Below are 17596 nucleotides of genomic sequence, written 5' to 3' on the forward strand. Positions count from 1 at the left end.
AAATCAGTAGATACAGTGATCCCTGTAGGCCGTGGTCAACGTGAGTTGATCATTGGTGACCGTCAAACTGGTAAAACAGCAATGGCGATCGACGCGATCATCGCTCAGAAAAACTCTGGCATTAAATGTGTATACGTAGCAATCGGTCAAAAACAATCGACTATCGCTAACGTGGTACGCAAGCTAGAAGAAACTGGCGCTATGGCGTATACAACTGTTGTAGCTGCAGCTGCAGCTGATCCAGCAGCAATGCTGTATCTAGCTCCGTATTCTGGCTGTACAATGGGCGAATACTTCCGTGACCGCGGTGAAGATGCGTTAATCATTTATGATGACTTGTCTAAGCAAGCTGTTGCTTACCGTCAAATTTCATTGCTTTTACGCCGTCCACCAGGTCGTGAAGCGTATCCAGGTGACGTGTTCTATCTACACTCGCGTCTACTTGAACGTGCTTCTCGTGTATCTGCTGACTACGTTGAGAAATTCACTAACGGTGAAGTTAAAGGCCAAACTGGTTCATTAACTGCATTGCCGATTATTGAAACTCAAGCGGGTGACGTATCTGCATTCGTACCAACCAACGTAATTTCGATTACTGATGGTCAGATCTTCCTTGAAACATCATTATTCAACGCAGGTATTCGTCCTGCTGTGAACGCGGGTATCTCTGTATCTCGTGTTGGTGGTTCAGCGCAAACTAAGATCATCAAGAAATTGTCTGGTGGTATCCGTACTGCTTTGGCGCAATACCGTGAATTGGCAGCATTTGCTCAGTTCGCTTCTGATCTTGACGAAGCAACTCGTAAGCAACTTGAACATGGTCAACGTGTAACTGAGTTAATGAAGCAAAAACAATATGCTCCTTACTCAATTGCTGACCAAGCTGTTTCAATTTATGCATCTAACGAAGGCTACATGGCTGACGTAGACGTTAAGAAAATCGTAGACTTTGATGCTGCGTTGATTTCTTACTTCCGTTCAGAACATGCTGCGTTAATGCAACAAATCGATGCCTCTGGTGATTACAACAAAGACATCGAAGCTGCAATCAAAGCAGGTATTGAAAGCTTTAAAGCGACTCAAACTTACTAATTTCAACCTCTGTTGAATTTAGTGTCGGTTTGGTTCACGGAATCAACCTTCGGAAGCTCGCAAGGGCTTTCGAATACTAGGTTAAGCGTATGGCAAATTTAAAAGAAATTCGCGCCAAAGTAGCTAGTATCAAGAGCACGCAGAAGATTACTCGAGCGATGCAAATGGTAGCAGCTTCTAAGATGCGTCGTGCGCAAGAGCGCATGGCTCAAGGCCGTCCGTATGCCGAAAATATGCACCGTGTAATTGCTCATTTGGTCCAAGCGAATCCTGAATATAAACACCGTTATATGGTTGAACGCCCGGTTAAGCGCGTTGGCTATATCATTGTGTCTTCAGATCGTGGCCTTGCTGGTGGTTTGAACATTAACCTGTTCAAGAAAGTGGTTAAACACGTTCAACAGCAACAAGAGCAGTCAATTGAAGTTCAATTTGCTTTAATTGGTCAAAAAGCGGTTTCGTTTTTTAAAAACTACGGCGGTAAAGTGCTTGGTGCGACGACGCAAGTCGGCGATGCTCCAAGTCTTGAGCAGTTATCTGGTTCTGTACAGGTGATGTTGGATGCTTATGATAAAGGCGAGTTAGATCGTATTTATCTAGTGTCAAACGGCTTTGTCAATGCCATGACTCAAAATCAAAAGATCGAACAACTTGTTCCTTTGGCTGCTGCTGAAGAAGACAAGAATCTGAACCGTCAATACGGTTGGGATTATATCTACGAGCCTGAAGCTGAAGAGCTTTTAAATGGCTTGTTGGTTCGCTATATCGAGTCTGTGGTGTATCAAGGTGTGATTGAAAACATCGCATGTGAGCAGTCTGCACGTATGGTCGCTATGAAAGCAGCGACAGACAACGCAGGCGAGATCATTAAGAGCCTGCAACTTATTTATAACAAGCTGCGTCAAGCCGCGATTACTCAGGAAATTTCTGAGATCGTTGGTGGTGCCGCTGCCGTTTAACATTATTTTGAATTGAGGAGACAGCAATGAATAGCGGTCGTATCATTCAGATCATCGGCGCGGTTATCGACGTCGAGTTTGAACGCAATAGCGTTCCTAAGATCTATGACGCTCTCCAAGTAGATGGTACTGAAACTACTTTAGAAGTTCAGCAACAGCTTGGTGATGGCGTAGTTCGTACTATTGCAATGGGTTCTACTGAAGGCCTTAAGCGTGGTTTGAACGTAACTAACACTAACGCGCCGATTTCTGTACCAGTAGGTACAGCGACTCTAGGCCGTATCATGGACGTTCTTGGTCGCCCGATCGACGAAGCTGGTCCTGTTGCGACTGAAGCGCGTTTACCAATTCACCGTCAAGCGCCTTCTTATGCAGAACAAGCGGCTTCTACTGACCTTTTAGAAACTGGTATTAAAGTCATTGACTTACTTTGCCCGTTTGCGAAAGGTGGTAAGGTTGGTCTGTTCGGTGGTGCCGGTGTTGGTAAAACTGTAAACATGATGGAATTGATCAACAACATCGCGAAAGCTCACTCAGGTTTATCTGTGTTTGCTGGTGTTGGTGAGCGTACTCGTGAAGGTAACGACTTCTATCACGAAATGAAAGATTCTAACGTTCTAGACAAAGTAGCAATGGTCTACGGTCAGATGAACGAGCCACCGGGTAACCGTTTACGCGTAGCGTTGACTGGTTTGACTATGGCTGAATATTTCCGTGACGAGAAAGACGAAAACGGTAAAGGCCGTGACGTACTATTGTTCGTAGATAACATCTATCGTTATACACTAGCGGGTACTGAAGTATCAGCACTTCTAGGTCGTATGCCATCTGCAGTAGGTTACCAGCCTACACTTGCAGAAGAGATGGGTGTTCTTCAAGAGCGTATTACATCGACTAAGTCTGGTTCTATTACGTCAATCCAAGCGGTATACGTACCTGCCGATGACTTGACAGATCCATCGCCTGCTACAACATTTGCTCACTTAGACGCAACTGTTGTATTGAGCCGTGACATCGCATCTTCTGGTATTTACCCAGCGATCGATCCACTAGACTCAACTTCACGCCAGTTAGATCCGTTAGTTGTTGGTCAAGAGCATTATGAAATTGCACGTTCTGTACAGAACGTATTGCAACGTTATAAAGAGCTTAAAGACATCATCGCGATTCTTGGTATGGACGAGCTTGCTGAAGAAGATAAACTGGTTGTTTACCGTGCGCGTAAAATCCAGCGTTTCTTCTCTCAACCGTTCCACGTAGCTGAAGTATTTACTGGTGCTCCTGGTAAATTAGTATCTCTTAAAGAAACGATTCGTGGCTTTAAAGGTCTTCTAGCTGGTGAATACGATCACATCCCAGAACAAGCGTTCTACATGGTTGGTGGTATTGACGAAGTTATTGCTAAAGCCGAGAAACTTTAATTAGCTACTCTAATTTAGGAGATTCTCATGGCGACTATGCAATGTGATGTTGTAAGTGTTCAGGAGTCTTTGTACTCAGGCACTATAACTATGCTAATTGCAAAAGGTGCTGGCGGTGAGTTAGGTATTATGCCTGGCCATGCTCCGTTGGTAACTTTGCTCCAACCTGGCGCGATCCGCGTTATTTTGGAAAACGGTACAGAAGAGTTGATCTATGTATCTGGTGGTGTTCTAGAAGTTCAACCGCATGTTGTTACGGTTCTTGCAGATACTGCAGTCCGTGCAGAAAACTTAGATGAAGCAGCTATTGTTGAAGCGCGTAAACACGCTGAAGCATTGCTTGCGAATCAAAAGAGCGATTTGGACGCTGCTGCTGCTTTGGCTGCTCTTGCAGAAACTGCTGCTCAGCTGGAAACGATCCGCAAAATCAAAAACCGCGCTCAATAAGAGACGGTTTGAGATTGAAAAAACCACCCGAAAGGGTGGTTTTTTTATATACTAATTTTTTAAATAGTATTTCTAGAATAATGAAAATAGTTTCTTTGAATCCAATTTTTGAGGGTGTTAAGCAAGATTCAAAAATTGTTTATGAAAAAATATTATGTATTGAATGTAAAACAAAAATTAAGCATGAGGTATTGGTAGATATATCACACAATGATTGTTCTGATCCAAATATATCTTTTTATTCTAATTATAGAATTTTGAGATGTTTAAATTGTGAGTCTATTTCATATCAAACAAAGTCCCATGACTCTTATGACGTTGATCCTGTAGGGTATGATCAAAGTGAAGATATGATCTACCAAGTAAATTATTTATATAAAACTTTTCCTCTTAGAGACGAAGAAACTGCTTTTTCTAAAGAGTTTGAGAAAATCTTACCTGAAGAGATTTATTCTACTTATGAAGAGGTCATAGTGGCGTTAAATAATAAAATGCCTTTGCTAACTGGATTAGGCTTGAGAACATTATTAGAGCAGATTGTGAAATATTTTGGTCATTCAGATGATTTGGGGGAAATTTTAAATAAGTTTGAACATGAGGGTTTTATCTCAACTAAGCAAAGAGGCTTACTTGATGATATTCGTTATTTAGGGAATGATGCTGCACATAGGGCAGACTCCAAAACTCGAAAAGAGCTAGTTTTGCACTTAAAAGTTTTAGAAAATTTAATTCAACAACTTTTTGTTTACTACAATTTAGATCAAGAAGAGATAAGAAAAATTAAAAGTGTAGGATTAAAACCATCACCTAGACATCCCATTCCAGTAGTAAGAGAAACTACTCAAAAGAGAAGACCTAAGAAGAGGTTATAAAATCTCTGCATTTATTGCATTCTGTACCGCTCGATATAACTTTTACCCACTCTCAGTAATATTTTGAACCAATCTGTAAGCAGACACACGCTATAAAAAAATCAATGATAAGTTAAATAATTCGAACAGATACACGCTTGTTATAACTTGATGCAATTGGGTTTTGAACAGGCAAAACTTATAATTGAAAAAGGGAAAATCATGGCTTATCAATCTATTAATCCATTTACCAATCAAAAATTGAAAGACTACCCATCCCATAACGATCAAGATATTCAAAATGCCCTCGATACTGCAGAACAAATCCTAAAGTCAGACTGGTCACAACAGGTCGATACTCGTATTGAAGTACTGCGCAAATTGGCCAGCAATATGCGAGAACGAAAGTCTGAACTGGCGAAGCTCATGACGCTGGATATGGGTAAACTGATCAAGCAGAGTGAAGGTGAAATCGAAACCTGCGCCAAAATTGCAGAATATTATGCTGATCATGCCAAAGAATTTTTAGCGCCCGTATCCTATGAAACGGAACTGGATGAGGCCTGGGTTGAGCATCATCCACTGGGTATTATCATGGCGGTAGAACCGTGGAATTTCCCGTTTTATCAACTGATGCGGGTCTTTGCGCCGAACTGTGCGATTGGTAATCCGGTTCTGGCAAAACATGCCGGCATTGTGCCGCAATGTGCAGAAGCCTTTGAGCAATTGGTCTTGGATGCAGGCGCACCCAAAGGTGTCTGGACCAATCTGTTTATCAGCAGTGATCAGGTCGCGGAAGTAATTGCAGACAAGCGTGTGCGTGGTGTGGCACTCACAGGTTCAGAAGGTGCGGGCAGTGCAGTCGCTGAACAGGCGGGCAAACATCTTAAAAAATCCACACTGGAACTGGGCGGTAATGATGTATTTATCGTACTCGATGATGCAGATCTGGAACGCGCGATCAAGTTAGGCTGTCAGGCGCGTGTCAATAATGCCGGGCAGGTATGTACAGCGGCGAAGCGATTTATCTTGCATGAAAAAATTGCCGAACAATTCAAGGCCGGCATGCTGAAAGCTTTTGAACAGTTAAAACTGGGTGATCCGCTCGATCCTGAAACCACTTTAGGACCGCTGTCTTCAAAAGACGCACTGGAAAAACTCAGCAAGCAGGTCGAAAAGGCCGTAGCACAAGGTGCGACCGTAGTTACTGGCGGTAAGGCTGTAGAACATCAAGGCAATTTCTATGCGCCCACCATTCTGGAAAATATTACGCGTGAAAATGAAGCCTGGTATGAAGAATTCTTTGGCCCGGTGGCGCAAATCTATGTAGCGAAGGATGATGATGAAATTGTCGAAATTGCCAATGATTCTAATTATGGCTTAGGTGGCGTGATTCATTCACAGGATATCGAGCGTGCCAAAAAACTGGCGTCACGGGTAGAAACTGGCATGATCTGGATCAACTGGTTTACTGACACCACGCCCGAATTGCCATTTGGTGGAATCAAAAATTCTGGTTATGGGCATGAACTGTCGATTGATGGTTTCAGAGAGTTTGTGCAGAAGAAACTGGTCGTCGTCAAAAGCCCGAAAAAATAATATGAGCTGATCCAATGTCAAAGAAGCCACTATTCAGTGGCTTCTTTGTCTGGTTGGTCTGGATATTCTTCACGTTTGCCACCTTCATAACTGGCAAAACGTGGGTGTTCTGGTGGAAATGACGGTTCAGCACTTCGCCAAGGCCAGCCACCAAACTGGGTTTCGCGATAACGGCGAAAAGCAGTATCCAGTTCTTGAGCACTATTCAGAACAAAAGGCCCATGCATAGCCACCGGTGCACCGATCGGTTCACCTTCCAGCCATAAAATATGTGATTCCAGCAGCCCACCTTTGAGCTGAATATCTGCATCCGGTTTGAGTTCAAGTAGATGCTTCGGCGCTATTTTCTGTCCTTCAAGCTCCAAGCTTCTACCTTGATAAAAATAACAAAAACGCGTTGCAGTAGCAGTGGTTGCAGGAATGATTAATTCTGCTTCCGGCCCTAAAGTGATTAAATAAATATTGAGCTGATTCTCTGGCATGGCTGCCCATGAATGTGGTGGCCGATCCAGTGCCTGAGTCTGTTTAAACTGCTCTGAAATGACCCGGATATCCGCTTTACGTCCGGCCGCATCGGCTGAAAATACATGTGGAATCTGTTCACGCCAAAACATTTTATAATCGGCTGGCTGTTTTTTCTGTTCTGGTGAGGAGTTCAGCCAGATTTGAAACAGCTCCAGAGGATTGTCCTGATCCTGATGGACTAAGGGAAACATCTCGCAATGCTGCACCCCATTGCCGGTAGTCAGCCATTGCACATCACCCGCGCCATAACGTCCTGAGTTTCCTAGCGAGTCAAAATGATCGACATAACCGCGCTCGACAATGGTAATGGTTTCAAAACCTGTATGCGGATGCTCCGGAAAGCCGGGAATACTCTCGCCATAATACATGTCATATTCATGCTGCTGTGGCGGGGAAACTGGGCCTAATTTAGAATTGCCTTGCGGATAATGATCTTGATGATGAACGGTAAAAATAAAAGGATCTTTCAGATCAAGCCGGGATGTGACTGGAACCACAGAATACAGCACTGAATTCGACATGATTGAACTCCTGATGATCTGATTAGATGAAAATTCTTGATCTAAATATAATTTTTATAATCCATAACAGTGTATAGCCTGCAAGACGATTGAGGAAGGTGGGTTTCGATCAATCGCCTCAAAATGAGATTTTTAGGTATTTTAAGTATTGTCCTGATCAGTATTGCTCTCTGATTCCTGATCTGGATTCTGGATCAGCAAGCCGGCCAGTTTGACCATTTCGGATTGCACATTAACCATCTGGGATTCAATCTTTTTCAAGTTCACTTGGCTGAAATCCACCTGACCATTTAAAAGAGGAGAAGCCAGAACTTGCTGATTGGCGGTCATGATGTTGTCACGAATCTGGTCAATTTCCTGACTTTTCAAGTTCAGGTTGCCTAACACCTGATTAAAACTGCTGAGTTGCTGTTGTAGCTGGGTCGCAGTGGACTCCAGTTGCTGGGTATCTTTAGCTTCGACCGCCGTTTGCAGTTCGGTCTGGGTCTGTTTTAACTGTTCCACATAACTGCCGGCCTTGAGCTGCAAGTCGGCGACATCACGAACCATATAAAACATATTACCCGATTTAAGTTCGGTTTGTGCTGCTGAACTCTGTTGCTGAGAGGCTGGTTCCAGATCTGAGGTCGTGGTATCTGCCTGTTCAGCCGGTGCTTCGACAGCCTGTTCACAGCCCATCAGTAAAATTCCAGAGCTAAATAATGCGAAAGGAAGGACAGCATTGGCAAGAATCTTGGACATGGAATCAGGGTCTCGATACAGGTGATGGAATTTGAGTAGTATTTAATATAAGGACAAACTATGGAGATAAAAAAGATTGTTGCAAACTCATAACAATTCTTCTGGGTTCCGAATGTTTCCTTATTTAAAAACAGGAAAAAGATTATTAAAAACTGGTAAAGAAGTACTTTGTTCTCACCAAATTGGCTTGTTCGGCCTGCAATCATTTTGAAGATATGTCCGGTTAATCTCAATTTAGCTAAATAGCGGTTTTAAAAAAATAAGTATCTATCAAGAAAATAGATACTTATTTCAAGCTTGAAGCTTATGAGAATAATCGAGAATTATTTTGCAAGTTCTGCGTTCACTGCATCGACAATCCGTGGATCATCCGCAGTAATATCCGGTGCAAAACGTGCCACCACTTCACCATTTTTATTGATCAGGAATTTTTCAAAGTTCCATAGTACTTCTGGTGGCTGGTTTGGCGTTAGGCCATAATCGACCAGATCTTTCCACCAAGGGCCTTCACCGATGCGTTCCGGGATCGCTTGCGTAAGGGTGGTATATAAAGGATGCTTGTCTTCGCCCGCGACAGAGATTTTAGCAAATAGCGGGAAGTCGACTTTATAATTTACTGAACAGAATTCCTGAATCTCGGCTTCGCTACCCGGTTCCTGTTCCAAAAAGTTATTGGCAGGGAAGCCCAGAATTTCCAGACCTTCCGCTTTTTTGTCCTGATACAGTTTTTGTAAGCCTTCATATTGCGGCGTCAGGCCACATTTAGATGCGACGTTAACCACCAGTAAAACCTTACCTTGGTACTGGTTTAAAGTGGTTTCTGTTCCGTCAATGGTTTTGACTGGAATGTCATATACAGAGCGAGTCATTAGATTTCCTGTTTATTGCGACTGAACGGTATTTGTTTTAACGGGTATTCGCTTTCAGTACAAGTAGAAACAGGTGAGCTTAGTTACTTAAAGCTGCAAATTGCCTCAATATTATGTGAAAAATCTATTATGCTAGGATGCGCGAATAGGCATAGCTTAATAACAAGACCAGCGAATCATGGATGAAAGTATGACCCAGCAACAAAAGGCAGTCTGGTGGGCCATGGCCTTACCACTGGCCGCAGTTTTGATATGGTCTCTGAATATGACGGTTACCCGTTATGTGGCAGATTATATTTCTCCCATCAGTATCAGTTTTTATCGCTGGGCCTTGGCCTTACTGATTTTAACTCCATTCATGTTGCCCAAAGTCAAAGCGGTGTGGCCAGAAATCCGTCCGCATCTTGGACATTTTGCTGTTTTGAGTGCGTTGGGAATGGTGCTGTATCAGGGGTTGGCTTATAGCTCGGCACACTATACCACTGCGACCAATATGGGCCTGATCAATGCCTTTATTCCTATTTTTACCATTATCGTGGGTATCTTTGTTTTAAAGATTCGTCCGACACAGGCTGCAGTGCTAGGGAGTCTTCTGTCCTTTATTGGTTTGATGTATGTCATGGCACAAGGGCAGGGCCTGCAGTTTTTAACTGTCGGTGAAAGCTATATTGGCGATCTGCTGATGTTGATCGCAGTATTTTTCTATGCCTGTTATGGCGTATTCCTGAAAAAATGGCAGATTCAGATTCCACTCTTAGTGAGCTTGTATATTCAGATTTTTATAGCCTTTCTCTATCATATTCCTTTGGTATTGATTTTAGGTCTGGATAGCATCAATCACGCTAATGCAGCCAGCATTATCTATGCCGGAATTTTCCCTTCCATTGCCGCGCCGTTATTCTGGATGATGGCCGTACAGCAACTTGGCCCCAATCGCAGTAGTATTTTTATGAACCTGATGCCTGTCTTTACCGCAGTAGTCGCATATTTGTGGTTAGGCGAAGCGTGGACCATGTATCACACTATTGGCGGCAGTATTATTTTATTGGGAGTTTTATGGGCACAGTATCCCGGAAGATCCGCTTAATCAGGAATTAAAAGAGCTAATTAAGAATTTTGTCTGATTAAATATTGAGCGGTTGATCAAAACTTTTTTAATTGAAATCCCCTTTTAAATGCTAATTTTCAAATGTTAAAACAAATAGAAAAATATCGTTTTATTTTAAAAAGAGAATAGAAAGAGCAAGATATTTTGAATATTGGTCAAAAAATGTTTTCTATTAATAGATAATATGTATTATTTGATTGTTTTATTGTACTTGTCGTTGTACTCAGTTTCTTTCATAATGCGCCCATCGAGAATGATCAAGCAAGAAAATCCTTGTTTTATCAGACTCCCAGAGATTTTCTGAACCCTCTGGATGTGATTTATGCACATCCTTTTTTATGCTCAGCCATCCCTATATGGCTGAGCTTTTTTTTGTCTTAAAACTTTAGTCGGGCTTGAGTGTCCCGACTAAATCAGACAGGACTCAGTCACGAATAATTGCGCCAGTCACTGCATCAATGATCCGGCTTGGTTGCTGACTTAAACCGAGGTCACCATTTAGATAATTCAGGTTCTGGTCAAAATAGCGGATCGCATCCTGAAGTGAGCGGGCAGGTTCCATGCCGGCAGGGTTGGCACTGGTCGAAACGATAAAACCGCCAAAGGCCTGACACAGTGCCACACAGAGTGGGTGAGTGGTTACACGTACGGCTACTTTAGGATGATGACCTTTAATCCAGTCAGGAATGTCTTTATTTGCAGGAAGTAACCAGGTGGTCGCGCGATCAGCAGGTCTTTCATGGTTCCAGGATTCAATCACTTTTTCACGCATTTCTTCGCTTAAATCCTGCAACAGATGTTCTACCTGTGAAAGATGAGCTGCCAGCAGAATCACGCCTTTTTCAATCGGGCGCTGTTTTAATTCTAAAATCTGATGAAATGCCTGTTCATTATAGGGGTCGCAACCCAAGCCCCAAACAGCCTCTGTAGGATATGCCAAGACTTGTCCATCTTTAAGCCATGCTGCTGCTTCGGCAACAGAGGTAGTGATCATGTGGATACCTTATATCAAACAACAAAGCGCTATTGTGAACCTTATTTGAGAATCCGACAACGTAGATAGAGGCCGGCTTGCTGGGTACAAAAACCGAGTAACTCCAGTTCCATGAGTTGGCTGGTCAAAGCAGATACCTCTTGCTGAACCTGCGTTCCCAGTTGATCCAAACTCTGTCCCACCCAGTCCAGCTGATTATACAGACTGAGCAGATGCGGTGGAATTTGCTGTGATGTTGCTTCAATAACTTTCGTTTTGGTGGTGTTTTCCAAAGCTTGCCATTGCGTGGCCAGCGCCAGTTCTTCGATGACCTGCTGTGGATGGTCAATCAGAATCGCACCTTCACGAATCAGTTGGTGACAGCCCTGGTGATGTTCACTGTAAATATGCCCCGGGATGGCGAATGTGGTCTTGCCTTGTTCCGCTGCCCATTGTGCGGTCAGCAATGAACCGCTTTTCAAGGCGGCTTCTGCCACAATCACCCCGAGGCTTAAGCCACTGACAATTCGGTTACGCCGTGGAAAATGCTGCTGTAAGGGGGGAGTAAATGGCAAAAACTCAGTAATGACCGTACCTCCATGTTCGATGATTTGCTGACGTAGTGTTTGATGGGCAGCAGGGTAGGTCTGTTCAATGCCTGTGCCCATCACTGCAATCGTTCGCCGATGTTGTAATGCGGCCTGATGTGCGGCTTCATCAATCCCTTGTGCCAGGCCACTATTAATATAAAAACCCTGTTCACTCAAATAAAAAGCAAAGTCATAAGCGACTTGCCGGCCGTGCAGACTGGGCTTGCGACTCCCCACAATCGCGATTTGCGGTTGCAGCAATTGATCTGCATACCCTTGCCCGAACAGGATTGGCGGCTTATGCGCATAATGGCTCAATTGCTGTGGATATTCGGCATCTGTATGTAAAAGCACAAAGTCACTGTGCAACTGGATCTGCTCAAGACTGCGCTGAAAATGGAGCTGCGACTCACTTGACTGGAAATCTTGCAGGCGCTGAATGTGGTTTTTATGAATGCCCAACTTACGCCAGGTTTCGGTTTGAGAACCATCAATTGCATGGGCGAGGTCTGCATAATGCTGACTGATTTTATAAAAGCTGCTGAGGGAGTGTTGCAGTAAATACCACAGCGTAATGGCATGGATTTGCGCTGTCGACAATGTATTCAACATGGTGAGACCTATTTCGGTGTCTTCTTATTATGGGTATGAGTTCAAACAAGAGGGATGATGCCGATCAATCCACATCATCCCGTTTAAAAGCTTAGTCTTCTAATAGTGGCGGCTGAATGTTGGCACCAACCTTGATTGGTAATTCACTTTCCAGCACATAAGCGTAGCTCAATTGATCGAAGGTTTTAAATACCATGACCTGACCAATACGCTCGCCCGGTAATTGCACCCGTTCTTTGGTTTTCGGATCAGTCACCACTTCACCTTTTTGATTCACGCTAAAGACATGACCCGTCTGAACCCCATGTGCCGTACCACGGTCAATGGTGACGATACTATGACGTGCTGCTGTACCAATCGACCCCAATACACGCACAATCTGACCACCGGCAGCAATATTTTCTGCATTGGTCGGATAGAACAGGGTCGGTAACATTGGATCGTATTCAGGCAAGACGCGATCACCACGACGTACTTCTGCATTGTAACTATCTGTCAGTTCAAGTGTGGTGACATCACCTTCGCCACGTACCGCAATACCAGATGCCACCTGTTGCAGCTCGAGTGCAGACGTATATTTCTTGCCATTTGCATCCGTAAATACATACGGTTCAGCTTCACGATACACCGCATAGCGTTGACCCACTACCAAGCCGTGACCACGTGCATAGACTTTCTGACCTTTGCCAGCCAGTACGCGCTGATCTGCAGTTCCGAGAATGTAGGGTGTGCCCTGAACTGAATCAGGTGCCAGAAGGGTGTAGCGTTCTAGCCACTGCTTGATGTGCTCAAGCGGAATCACGGGAATCGTATTATTTAAAGATTCAACACGAATCTGGGGCTGCAGAGAAGTACTGCCAAGATAGCGGCTGATAATACCTTCACAACCATCACCTTCGTCTTTACCAATAATCGGGCGGCCCTGGTAATCACACATCAACAGGCGGTCACCCGGGAAAATCCAGTGTGGATTTTTCACGTGCTTATTACTCGCCCAGATTTCCGGCCAACGGACCGGATTTTTCAGGAAGCGTTTCGAGATATCCCAAAGCGTATCGCCTTTTTTCACCACATAAACGTTCGGTGCATTGGCTTTTAATGCCGGTGGATTGACGTTGCGTGCAGGTGCTGCCTCGGCAGAATGAATGGTCCCCATACTGACGCCAACACAAACGGCAAGTGCCAGCATCTGATTTTTAAACCCCAAGGCACTAAAAAATGGCATGCCCTTCAAAACCTTTTTCATTATCATAATTCCTAAAATTATGTGCGTAGTTGCGTTATAATAACGATCTTACACACATTTTTTTGATGAAGCATTCCCTTCATTTGGTTTTTTGATCAATGGCATAATTGAGGACGCAGTATGGCCTTATTACCTATTTTAAGTTTCCCGGATCCCCGTCTTCGTACCATTGCACAACCTGTCGAAGAAGTGACTGATGAAATTCGTCAGCTCGCTGCGGATATGTTTGAAACCATGTATGAAGCACCAGGTATCGGACTTGCCGCGACTCAGGTGGATCGTCATATTCAGCTGATTGTTATGGATCTGTCTGAAAATAAAGATCAACCGATGGTGTTTATTAACCCCAAAATCACACCATTGACTGAAGAAACGCAGCCCTACGAAGAAGGCTGTCTATCAGTTCCTCAAATATACGATAAAGTTGATCGTCCGTCACGCGTAAAAATTGAGGCAATTAATCTGGAAGGTCAAGCATTTGAGCTCGATGCTGACGGACTTCTCGCTGTGTGTATCCAACATGAAATGGATCACTTAAATGGCAAATTATTTGTCGATTATTTATCGCCATTAAAACGTCAACGTGCACGTGAAAAAGTGGAAAAACTGGTACGCCAGCGTAATAAAGACAAGGTGGCAGTGAAGCGCTAGGATCATTTTAAAGTTTATTTAAATGGTCTAGCAAAGCCCAATTCTGATTGGGCTTTGCTATAATCAACATAAGCATATTTTAGGAATAGCCTGTGTTTTTACGCGCGGGGCTGCTATTTGCATTTGCAGCTGTGTTTCTACAGATTGCTGTATTTTTACAGCCTTTGTTACCGAAGCAATATCAGGTTGCTCCGGTCTGTGAAACCATCACGCGTGCGCTTTTTATCGCGACAGATGCTCATGCGCAGCATAGCGCTGGCGAGCATAGCCACCTTATCCAATCTGATCATCTTCAACATGATCATCATGATGCCAATCATCAGTGTCAGTACTGTAAGGTTCATGCCAATTTAGTTTTACCGCCTGATCTGGACATCAAACAGGTACTTGACCGGATTCATGTCCGTTTAATTGCTTATCAAAAAACTTTTAAGCATGTCTGGTTTGTCCTTCAGCAACTCTTCTTAATTCCTCAGGGGCGAGCGCCACCACTGCCTGCATAAATCTGCATTTTTCAGCTTGGGTTGGTATTGACTCAAGCCGTGCCTAATTTATGTATTTAGTGAGATAGAGAAATGGCTCAGCCTAAATTTTCTTTACAGCCACTTGCGGCTGCGATTTGTATTGCTTGTTATTCTTCGGTGGTGATGGCCAATGATGCCATGCCGGTTCAGACTTTGGCCCCGATTGTGGTGACATCGGCAGCAGGTAATGATGCCAATGGGCTGATTGTCCGCGCTGATCCAAAACAGCCGATTCAACCGATTCCTGCCAGTGATGGTGCGGATTATTTGCAAAGTATTGTTGGCTTTAGTTCGGTCAATAGCGGTGCCGGCACCAATGGTGATGTGACGTTCCGTGGCATGTTTGGTTCACGAATTAAGATCCTAACCGATGGCACCGAAAACCTGGGCGCCTGTCCAAGTCGTATGGATTCGCCAACCTCTTATATTTCTCCGGAAAGCTATGACCGTATTTCGGTGATTAAAGGACCGCAAACGGTTCAGTATGCCAATACTGGCTCTGCGGCCACAGTGATTTTCGAACGTACACCGGAGCAGTTTGATCAAGATCAAAACTATCGCGGTCAGGCCAGTGTCTTGATGGGATCTTTCGGACGTCTTGATCATAATGTGGAAGTCGCAGCAGGCGATGAACAGAAATATATCCGACTCAATACCAATCGTTCGGTATCGAGTAGTTATCAAGATGGTGATGGAACTACTGTGCCTTCAGACTGGGAGCGCTGGAATGCGGATCTGACATTGGGCTGGACTCCAGATACAGATACCTGGGTAGAGCTGACGGGTGGTAAGGCGGATGGTGAAGCAGTTTATGCCGGTCGTGATATGGATGGATCACAGTTTGCCCGTGAAAGTCTGGGTTTACGTGTTGAAAAGAAAAACCTGACTGATGTAATTCAGAAAGTTGAGGCACAGATCAACTATAACTATAACGACCACATCATGGATAATTTTAGCCTGCGTCCAGTGCCGATGAAGCATGATGAGCATACTCATAACATGCAGCCAGCACCCTCTGAAATGCAGGTTACACGCCGTACTTTAAATACCCGTATGGCGATAACGAGTGAATGGGATCAAAACCAATTGATTGCCGGGATGGATTCTCAGCGCAATACGCATGCTGGAGGAATGACATCCACAAGCATGAATATGCCGCTCACTCCAGATATGAAATTCCAGTCATATGGAGCTTTTGCTGAGCTAAGTCATGAACTAAGTGATAACAACAAATTGGTTACTGGTGTGCGGGTCGATCAAGTGGAGATTGATGCCTTAAAAACTGGACAAACCCGTCAGGAAACCTTGCCAAGCGGCTTCATTCGTTTTGAAAATACCCATCCAGAACATGATGATGGTAAAACCTATATCGGACTGGGGTATGTGGAGCGTGTGCCTGATTATTGGGAATTATTTAAGACCGATTATCATGGAATAACTGCAAATACATTTAAGCAACTGAAAACAGAAAAGACCTTACAACTCGATCTGGGTTATCAACATCATCATGGCGCGTTTAATTCTTGGGTATCAACTTATGCCGGTGTGATTCAGGATTTTATTCTGATGACTTATCCTAAGTCTGCAAACTCTGGGCATGGTCATCCTATGGGTAATGATATGGGAGAAATGCAGCCAGCAAAAATGAATAGTGCGGATTCAAGAAATATCGATGCAACCATTGCAGGCGCAGAAGCTGGAATTGGTTATCAGTTTACTGATGCAATTCAGACAGATATCAGTGCCATGTATGCTTGGGGCGAAAACACCACAGACAATACGCCGTTGCCACAAATTTCACCTTTAGAAGCCCGTGTTAACTTGCGCTATGTTCAAGACAAATATAATTTTGGATTGCTATGGCGTGTAGTGGATGGTCAAAACCGGATCAGTCTTAACGAAGGTAATATCGTTGGTTATGACAATAAGCAGAGCGCAGGCTTTGGTATTTTGTCTTTAAACGGTAGCTACCATGTTATGGATAGCGTGGATGTATCAGTCGGAGTCGATAATGTTCTAGACCGGACTTATACCGAGCACTTAAATAAAATGGGTACTTCCGGGACAGGTTTACCAACAACTGAGCAGTTTAATAATATGGGACGTAATTACTGGGCACGTGTCAGTATGAAATTCTAATTGTTCCTCAGTACTCCAAAAGCCATTGCTCAATAGCGATGGCTTTTTAATTTTTAGCGTTGCAATAAATTTTCCATATTTAAATCGGGCCTATGTATCTTGGAAGAAGACCCAATAAAACAAGTTTTGTGTATATAAACGCCAAGTTGCTGAAGAATCAAACAAGAATAGAATGTGAATTGAACGATATAAGTCATGTAATAAAGATTTTTATAATTTAAATTTAAATAAAACAATATCTTATTGTGTTTATGGATGGGTTTTGTTGGATGTGCTCAATAAAATTCAAAAATAATGAAAATAAATTAACTATATATAACAATTACTTATATTTTTATTGGTTTGAAAAATAAACACATGATAAAAAATCTTTGCAAGAAGTGTTGCAAGGGCTCTGAAATGCTGTAGAATGCACATCCATCGGCGGTGATGAAGACTAAAACTTCTGATAAAACAGTGACTTAGTTAAGTTTAATTGAGTTGGGTTTTATTTGATAAGTTTAAAAATAATCTGAATTACTGGTTGACTTTCTAGAGATAGAGAGTAATATAGCCGACCTAGCTTGCTGGTGACGAACCAACAAGAAGATCATTAAGAGATTATGAAGAACAACTTGTGTGGATTTTTACTGATTGATTGATCGAAATTATTTTCATTGATTGATGGTAGAAATTACTCGAAGTTTATTTGAGAAATATTTGTCAGAAAATTGATGAGCCAAGATTGG

The 17596-nt window shown here is 43.3% G+C and carries 16 protein-coding genes; 10 read left to right on the forward strand and 6 right to left on the reverse strand.

Going from position 1 to position 17596, the window contains the following annotated elements; translation table 11 throughout:
• From atpA to ACIG3F_RS14735, 6 genes are all read left to right on the forward strand, one after another.
• Window positions 1–1092 (forward strand): F0F1 ATP synthase subunit alpha (gene atpA / locus ACIG3F_RS14710; RefSeq protein ID WP_396470405.1); only part of this gene is annotated, 1092 nt, incomplete at its 5' end.
• A gap of 89 nt (window positions 1093–1181) precedes the next feature.
• Entirely contained in the window at window positions 1182–2051 is an 870-nt protein-coding gene (atpG, locus tag ACIG3F_RS14715; protein ID WP_004644862.1) for a F0F1 ATP synthase subunit gamma, read from the forward strand.
• Window positions 2052–2077: 26 nt separating this feature from the next.
• Window positions 2078–3472 (forward strand): F0F1 ATP synthase subunit beta, encoded by a 1395-nt coding sequence (atpD, locus tag ACIG3F_RS14720; protein WP_004644863.1) that lies wholly within the window; start codon window positions 2078–2080, stop codon window positions 3470–3472.
• Between the two features lie 27 nt (window positions 3473–3499).
• Window positions 3500–3919, forward strand: coding sequence for a F0F1 ATP synthase subunit epsilon (locus tag ACIG3F_RS14725; protein WP_004732608.1), 420 nt, complete (start codon window positions 3500–3502; stop codon window positions 3917–3919).
• A gap of 14 nt (window positions 3920–3933) precedes the next feature.
• Entirely contained in the window at window positions 3934–4791 is an 858-nt protein-coding gene (locus ACIG3F_RS14730; protein ID WP_228740363.1) for a DUF4145 domain-containing protein, read from the forward strand.
• 201 nt (window positions 4792–4992) lie between these two features.
• Entirely contained in the window at window positions 4993–6369 is a 1377-nt protein-coding gene (locus tag ACIG3F_RS14735) for an NAD-dependent succinate-semialdehyde dehydrogenase (RefSeq protein ID WP_396470406.1), read from the forward strand.
• Between the two features lie 29 nt (window positions 6370–6398).
• On the opposite strand, the gene ACIG3F_RS14740 is transcribed toward ACIG3F_RS14735, so the two are convergent.
• The 3 genes from ACIG3F_RS14740 to ACIG3F_RS14750 form a co-directional block, all read right to left on the reverse strand.
• A complete protein-coding gene (locus ACIG3F_RS14740; RefSeq protein ID WP_396470407.1) occupies window positions 6399–7415 on the reverse strand; it encodes a pirin family protein in 1017 nt (338 codons plus the stop codon).
• A 141-nt stretch (window positions 7416–7556) separates the two neighbouring features.
• Entirely contained in the window at window positions 7557–8156 is a 600-nt protein-coding gene (locus ACIG3F_RS14745) for a hypothetical protein (protein WP_311204255.1), read from the reverse strand.
• Window positions 8157–8479: 323 nt separating this feature from the next.
• Window positions 8480–9025 carry a glutathione peroxidase gene (locus ACIG3F_RS14750; protein WP_195725446.1) on the reverse strand — a complete coding sequence of 182 codons (546 nt, stop codon included), beginning with the start codon at window positions 9023–9025 and terminating at the stop codon, window positions 8480–8482.
• 190 nt (window positions 9026–9215) lie between these two features.
• Between ACIG3F_RS14750 and ACIG3F_RS14755 the strand changes: the two genes are divergently transcribed.
• Window positions 9216–10112, forward strand: a complete 897-nt coding sequence (locus tag ACIG3F_RS14755) for a DMT family transporter (RefSeq protein WP_396470409.1) — start codon at window positions 9216–9218, stop codon at window positions 10110–10112.
• 445 nt (window positions 10113–10557) lie between these two features.
• Here the strand turns inward: ACIG3F_RS14755 and ACIG3F_RS14760 are convergent, their stop codons facing one another.
• The 3 genes from ACIG3F_RS14760 to ACIG3F_RS14770 all read right to left on the reverse strand — a co-directional run bounded on the left by ACIG3F_RS14760 (window position 10558) and on the right by ACIG3F_RS14770 (window position 13554).
• The gene (locus ACIG3F_RS14760; protein WP_004644872.1) at window positions 10558–11127 is read right to left on the reverse strand and encodes an L-threonylcarbamoyladenylate synthase; all 570 of its coding nucleotides are present in this window, start codon (window positions 11125–11127) and stop codon (window positions 10558–10560) included.
• A gap of 41 nt (window positions 11128–11168) precedes the next feature.
• Complete coding sequence (dprA, locus tag ACIG3F_RS14765) at window positions 11169–12308, reverse strand: DNA-processing protein DprA (RefSeq protein ID WP_004644873.1); 1140 nt, start codon at window positions 12306–12308, stop codon at window positions 11169–11171.
• Window positions 12309–12399: 91 nt separating this feature from the next.
• Window positions 12400–13554, reverse strand: a complete 1155-nt coding sequence (locus ACIG3F_RS14770) for a LysM peptidoglycan-binding domain-containing protein (protein ID WP_005264667.1) — start codon at window positions 13552–13554, stop codon at window positions 12400–12402.
• Between the two features lie 120 nt (window positions 13555–13674).
• Between ACIG3F_RS14770 and def the strand changes: the two genes are divergently transcribed.
• From def to ACIG3F_RS14785, 3 genes are all read left to right on the forward strand, one after another.
• Window positions 13675–14205 (forward strand): peptide deformylase, encoded by a 531-nt coding sequence (def, locus tag ACIG3F_RS14775; protein WP_004644875.1) that lies wholly within the window; start codon window positions 13675–13677, stop codon window positions 14203–14205.
• Between the two features lie 92 nt (window positions 14206–14297).
• Window positions 14298–14708, forward strand: a complete 411-nt coding sequence (locus ACIG3F_RS14780; RefSeq protein ID WP_004644876.1) for a DUF2946 family protein — start codon at window positions 14298–14300, stop codon at window positions 14706–14708.
• 72 nt (window positions 14709–14780) lie between these two features.
• Window positions 14781–16868 (forward strand): TonB-dependent copper receptor, encoded by a 2088-nt coding sequence (locus ACIG3F_RS14785; protein ID WP_396470410.1) that lies wholly within the window; start codon window positions 14781–14783, stop codon window positions 16866–16868.
• Window positions 16869–17596: the final 728 nt, after the last annotated feature.

This window comes from Acinetobacter sp. NPDC052428, from assembly GCF_044547685.1.
GTDB classification, from domain to species: Bacteria; Pseudomonadota; Gammaproteobacteria; order Pseudomonadales; family Moraxellaceae; genus Acinetobacter; species Acinetobacter lwoffii_G.

Excerpts from the sequence above, each read along its gene's own strand:
- atpG (WP_004644862.1), top strand. The coding sequence starts at position 1,182 with ATGGCAAATTTAAAAGAAATTCGCGCCAAAGTAGCTAGTATCAAGAGC.
- atpD (WP_004644863.1), top strand. The coding sequence starts at position 2,078 with ATGAATAGCGGTCGTATCATTCAGATCATCGGCGCGGTTATCGACGTC.
- ACIG3F_RS14725 (WP_004732608.1), top strand. The coding sequence starts at position 3,500 with ATGGCGACTATGCAATGTGATGTTGTAAGTGTTCAGGAGTCTTTGTAC.
- ACIG3F_RS14735 (WP_396470406.1), top strand. The coding sequence starts at position 4,993 with ATGGCTTATCAATCTATTAATCCATTTACCAATCAAAAATTGAAAGAC.
- ACIG3F_RS14740 (WP_396470407.1), bottom strand. The coding sequence starts at position 7,415 with ATGTCGAATTCAGTGCTGTATTCTGTGGTTCCAGTCACATCCCGGCTT.
- ACIG3F_RS14745 (WP_311204255.1), bottom strand. The coding sequence starts at position 8,156 with ATGTCCAAGATTCTTGCCAATGCTGTCCTTCCTTTCGCATTATTTAGC.
- ACIG3F_RS14750 (WP_195725446.1), bottom strand. The coding sequence starts at position 9,025 with ATGACTCGCTCTGTATATGACATTCCAGTCAAAACCATTGACGGAACA.
- ACIG3F_RS14755 (WP_396470409.1), top strand. The coding sequence starts at position 9,216 with ATGACCCAGCAACAAAAGGCAGTCTGGTGGGCCATGGCCTTACCACTG.
- ACIG3F_RS14760 (WP_004644872.1), bottom strand. The coding sequence starts at position 11,127 with ATGATCACTACCTCTGTTGCCGAAGCAGCAGCATGGCTTAAAGATGGA.
- dprA (WP_004644873.1), bottom strand. The coding sequence starts at position 12,308 with ATGTTGAATACATTGTCGACAGCGCAAATCCATGCCATTACGCTGTGG.
- ACIG3F_RS14770 (WP_005264667.1), bottom strand. The coding sequence starts at position 13,554 with ATGAAAAAGGTTTTGAAGGGCATGCCATTTTTTAGTGCCTTGGGGTTT.
- def (WP_004644875.1), top strand. The coding sequence starts at position 13,675 with ATGGCCTTATTACCTATTTTAAGTTTCCCGGATCCCCGTCTTCGTACC.
- ACIG3F_RS14785 (WP_396470410.1), top strand. The coding sequence starts at position 14,781 with ATGGCTCAGCCTAAATTTTCTTTACAGCCACTTGCGGCTGCGATTTGT.